Source organism: Chloroflexota bacterium, from assembly GCA_016875875.1.
In the GTDB taxonomy this organism is placed as follows: domain Bacteria; phylum Chloroflexota; class Dehalococcoidia; order GIF9; family UBA5629; genus 9FT-COMBO-48-23.
Window position 1 is genome coordinate 1 of sequence record VGOP01000020.1, and the last position, 4,157, is coordinate 4,157.

At 45.9% G+C, this 4,157-nt stretch carries 5 protein-coding genes; 2 read left to right on the forward strand and 3 right to left on the reverse strand.

The features are described from left to right. On the forward strand, positions 1-274 hold a 274-nt coding region (locus FJ023_09720; GenBank protein MBM4447599.1), incomplete at its 5' end, for a response regulator. 92 nt (positions 275-366) lie between these two features. On the opposite strand, the gene FJ023_09725 is transcribed toward FJ023_09720, so the two are convergent. Both FJ023_09725 and FJ023_09730 read right to left on the reverse strand, forming a co-directional pair. After that, positions 367-612, reverse strand: a complete 246-nt coding sequence (locus FJ023_09725; protein ID MBM4447600.1) for a MoaD/ThiS family protein — start codon at positions 610-612, stop codon at positions 367-369. A 9-nt stretch (positions 613-621) separates the two neighbouring features. After that, positions 622-2,781 carry an aldehyde:ferredoxin oxidoreductase gene (locus tag FJ023_09730; GenBank protein ID MBM4447601.1) on the reverse strand — a complete coding sequence of 720 codons (2,160 nt, stop codon included), beginning with the start codon at positions 2,779-2,781 and terminating at the stop codon, positions 622-624. 465 nt (positions 2,782-3,246) lie between these two features. On the opposite strand from FJ023_09730, the gene FJ023_09735 reads away from it, so the two are divergent. Continuing rightward, the gene (locus FJ023_09735) at positions 3,247-3,588 is read left to right on the forward strand and encodes a hypothetical protein (GenBank protein ID MBM4447602.1); all 342 of its coding nucleotides are present in this window, start codon (positions 3,247-3,249) and stop codon (positions 3,586-3,588) included. Between the two features lie 34 nt (positions 3,589-3,622). Here the strand turns inward: FJ023_09735 and FJ023_09740 are convergent, their stop codons facing one another. Then, a complete protein-coding gene (locus FJ023_09740; protein ID MBM4447603.1) occupies positions 3,623-4,027 on the reverse strand; it encodes a DinB family protein in 405 nt (134 codons plus the stop codon). Positions 4,028-4,157 lie beyond the last annotated feature (130 nt).

A 4,157-nucleotide genomic window follows, 5' to 3' on the forward strand; every position in this document is an offset into this window, starting at 1 on the left:
CGCTGCCGAGGCTCTGAAGAAAATTGAAAGCCAGAAATACAACCTCATCCTGGCGGATATCAAGATGCCGGGCATGAGTGGCGTGACATTATACAAGCGTATTCAAAAGATAGATAAATCGCTAGCCAGTAAAGTGGTCTTCATCACCGGCGATATTATGAGTGCCGATACCGAAAGGTTCCTCTCCGAGACCAAAGTTGCCCATATTGACAAGCCCTTTGATGCTGAGCAGCTAAGCAAAGAGGTGAAACGCGCTTTAACCCGAAGTCGGTAGAAGGTCACATCCCGTTGCACAGCAGTCTGATTTGTTGGTTCTTGCGTGTGCCACCAATTCCATGGCCACTGGTTCCGGGGATAGGTGAATTGTCAGCCGCCGGATATAAGAGGCAGAAATGAGAGAGTGTCCTTGTCCCTTAGAATTCTGTCTAGTGAGGCTACTTCGAGGTTGACGGCTACAAGGACCATCCCCTCTTCTAAGGGGAGAGCAGGATACTGCTGTCTGACGTATTGAAGGGCATCGTTGACCCTAGTCTTTTCCGTTATAGGCATATCTATGCTGTCTGTATTGGTTACAACGCGCTGCATTCCGAGGAATTTAATTGATACTACCATCTTTCTTGCTCAAATGCCTAGTTGGTTGAATAGCTGCCTTGCCTGCTCGTCCATGAGACCGAATTTTTCCACTGTTTCACGCTTTGGTATCCCTTCGGAGGTAAAACCTTTCTTTTCGTAGACTATATCGCAGAGATACTGATAGGCTTCAATCCTTTTCTCCATGAGAAGTTTATGCCTTTGCTCCGGACTCGCCGGGACTTTGTTATCGCCAAGCTGTTGCTGCAACCATTCATCATAATACTCAGCCCGAGCCTCATATTCATTGAAAAAGGCAGGACCTATTGCCCTCTGGGGTATCTGATCGTTAGCCCGAGTCCCTTTTCCATGACGCAGATTGATTAGCTTTTGAAGTATATACAGCCTTTCTGAGTCGTCCAATACGTCCTGGAGCGTTTTGTTGCTGCCCGTTGTGGCATTGAGATAGGCGACGTAATAGGCTAGTGTGGGCAGATTCTTTGAGGGTTCAGTAGTATTAGCCGCCTCCGGGTTTCTTACGTCTATCCAGGGGAGCTTGCAGAGTCCGGTGGCGTTGAACCAGGTGCGAATCAGGGGGAACCACTTAAGCGCGTTCGCCTTGTGCTCTAAGGTGGGCAGTTCCTTATGAACCTGGTCGATGAATATCAGCCATGCCTCGTCATGTTGCGGTCCTTTAAGGGCAAAGCCATATCCACCCTGCTGGGCGAGCGACTCTTTGGTAATGTACATGGAGAACTCAAGGCCTTTGACTTCCATGCCAAACTTGTTGAGCTCAGCCATGACAGTATCTTGAGAGGTGCCATTTCGGGAGGCATACTTCGCGGAAACCCATTTCTTGCCCCTGGCTACACCCTGGCCAACAATCTTACCGAAACCTTGCCCACTGGCTATTTCATGCAACAATCTATCTGCAGTATCTATGTTGCCGAATGTCAGCTCATAACCTACATCATCGGCAGTCAGAAATCCGCGCTGGAAACATTCCATAAAAAAGCTAATTGTCACGCCCGTGGAGATGGTATCGATGCCATATTCATCGCAGTACCAGTTATATTCCATGACAAAATGGGGGTCGAAAACACCCATGCAGGAGACCGCGCCAACGGTTTCATACTCAGGCCCGTCGATGTTAACTACCTTCCCTGCCTTCGGGCCCCGTGTAAGTTCGACATTTTCAGACCCCTTAGCGCAGGCAAGGTTGCATCCATAGTAACAGCCATCGGGTATCTTCTTACTGAAGTACTTATCAAGGAAGACCTGTGCAAACAGCTTGGAGGACTCAGGGCTCTGCCCGTACTGGTAGTTATTTATAGGGAAAATGTGGAATTTGTCCATATACTCGGATAGGCCTGTAGTTCCCCATGTAGCCAGGTGTAGCTGTTGAGGGTCGCACTTGGAGACAACCGCCTTTAGCCGTGAACCCGCCTGGCGCACGCCTTCTTTATCTATAGCATTGTTCCCGTTTACCTTTGACAGGCTAGAACGCACCACAATGCCTCGTAGTCCCTTGTATCGCATAACGGTACCGGTACCACCCCTGCCGGCCTGTTTTGAGCGGATGCGCCTCCGCCTTACGTCAAAGAACAGGCTATTGACAATACCGAACCTGGCATTGCAGGCGCCTTTGCCCGCGGTTACGGCAGCAAGGGAATCGCTGTATTCCCCACCATTAACGTCTTTCATCAGTTTCTCTCCAAAGGAAAGGGCGCCATCATCGATTTCTCTATCGTGGGCCGGCGCAGCGGCAATACTGATGGTCTGCGCATCGCCGTCAATCAAAATAACAACATCTCCATTAGATATGCCAGAAACAGCCAGTGCATCAAAACCGGCACGTTTCAAGAGTGGCCCGAAATGACCGCCGATGTTGGAATCGATGAACGTATCTGTCAGAGGCGAAATAGTGCCAACTATGAATTTGCCTGTTCCTGGGAAGGCCGGCTCATTACCCAGTGGCCCGCTGGCCATTACCAGAATATTATCAGGACTATCATAGCGCGTCTCCCGCGTTGTGCCGTCCCAAATCAGTTTAAGTGCGTAGCCGCGCCCGCCGACGTATTTATTCTTGAAATCAGGCGGTAATTCCTGAACGGTGATTTCCTGCTTGCCCAGATTTACCCTGAGTATCCGGTCTGTATAACCGCCGACAACCTTGGCCGGCTTGTATTTGATTTGGTGTAGTATTTTCATTCGATTAGCTAAGAATCATAGCGTGGCACACGAGTTGCTATTATAACCTTTTACATGCGTAATGAGCAAAGGTGATGTTTTTCTGAAACTAGCATTCTAACAACAAGCCCTTGCATGTTTTAGTATTTCATTCTAATATGTTGGTAGCCAAAGGAAGGGGGGCTATGGTAGTAGTATTTTGGTATATCCTCCTGGGTGCAATCCTAATAGGTATTGGTTTAATACTTTATTTCCGAGGAAAAGCTTTAATGTGTTTAGAGAAAACGAAGGCTATTGGTAGGCTATTTTACGCTGGTAGTCTATTGTGTATTGGGCTCGGCGGTATAGCTTTTCTCTGCCCAATTGTTATTTGGATATTGTTGTTTGGGTAGTGTTAGGCTGCTGATAACGGGCCCGCTATAGTTGTTTTTATTTGGTGGTACGAATAAATATCTTCCAATAGCGCAGGTGATTAGGAGGCGGCGCATGAATAGAGGACGATGGTGGTTCATGAATATCAAGTCGTTTTTTATGCCTGATATAGGCAAGGTTGTTATTACTATTATCCTCTTGTCTTTGAGTACTGTTTCCAGATATGTAGCACCAATTCCACATGATGTTATTACTGAAGGAAGAGATATCTATATGGGGTTTCCAATGCATTTCGTTTTGGTTCTGACCTATTTCGGCAGTATTTGGCGGATTCATATCCTTTGGCTTGGATTGATGGTTGACTTGGTTGTATATTACTTCATTTCCTGTATAGTGATATGGGATTATGATACGATCAGGAAAAAACTAAGCAAAGCAGGGGAAAAAAATTCTTAGCGTCTCGATAAGGTTAAATAACGCAAATTGTATTTTATGATGTAATTTCTTCGAGTGTCTGTTCAAAATGCTTTACATGCTCTTTTAAGTGCCTTACATAATCTATCATCAAATCCTTCAGTGTAATTCTGTCTCCATCTGATTTTATCCAGTAGTTCTCTAATTTACCCTCATCTGCTCCTTTAATTATGTTGCCGATTAAGACGTTGTATTGCTTCCAGAGCAATATTACGTCGGAAAAATCTAGCTCATTGTATCTTTCGATCTCAAGCCATCTCGAGTTATCTTTGCCGTACCCGGGGAATATCAGTTCATCTACAATCTGCAATCTGACAAATCGTTGATGATTGTTGGATGCGGAATCAATTAAATGTCCCATGATTTCTTTCAAAGTCCATTTACTATTGCCTGGTCTTTTTGAAGTGATTTCGTTATCCAGACCTGTACTGCACCCCTTAAAATCAAGCCATTGCTAAGAGAGTAGCCTGGCTATTTTGATATTCCTCCTCAAATTTTTCCGGTGACTTATAACCAAGTGTCGAGTGTAGGTACTTGCCATTGTAGTACTC

Bases quoted from the DNA above. Each gene is read 5' to 3' on its own strand.
- FJ023_09725 (MBM4447600.1), bottom strand. From the start codon at position 612: ATGGTAGTATCAATTAAATTCCTCGGAATGCAGCGCGTTGTAACCAAT.
- FJ023_09730 (MBM4447601.1), bottom strand. From the start codon at position 2,781: ATGAAAATACTACACCAAATCAAATACAAGCCGGCCAAGGTTGTCGGC.
- FJ023_09735 (MBM4447602.1), top strand. From the start codon at position 3,247: ATGAATAGAGGACGATGGTGGTTCATGAATATCAAGTCGTTTTTTATG.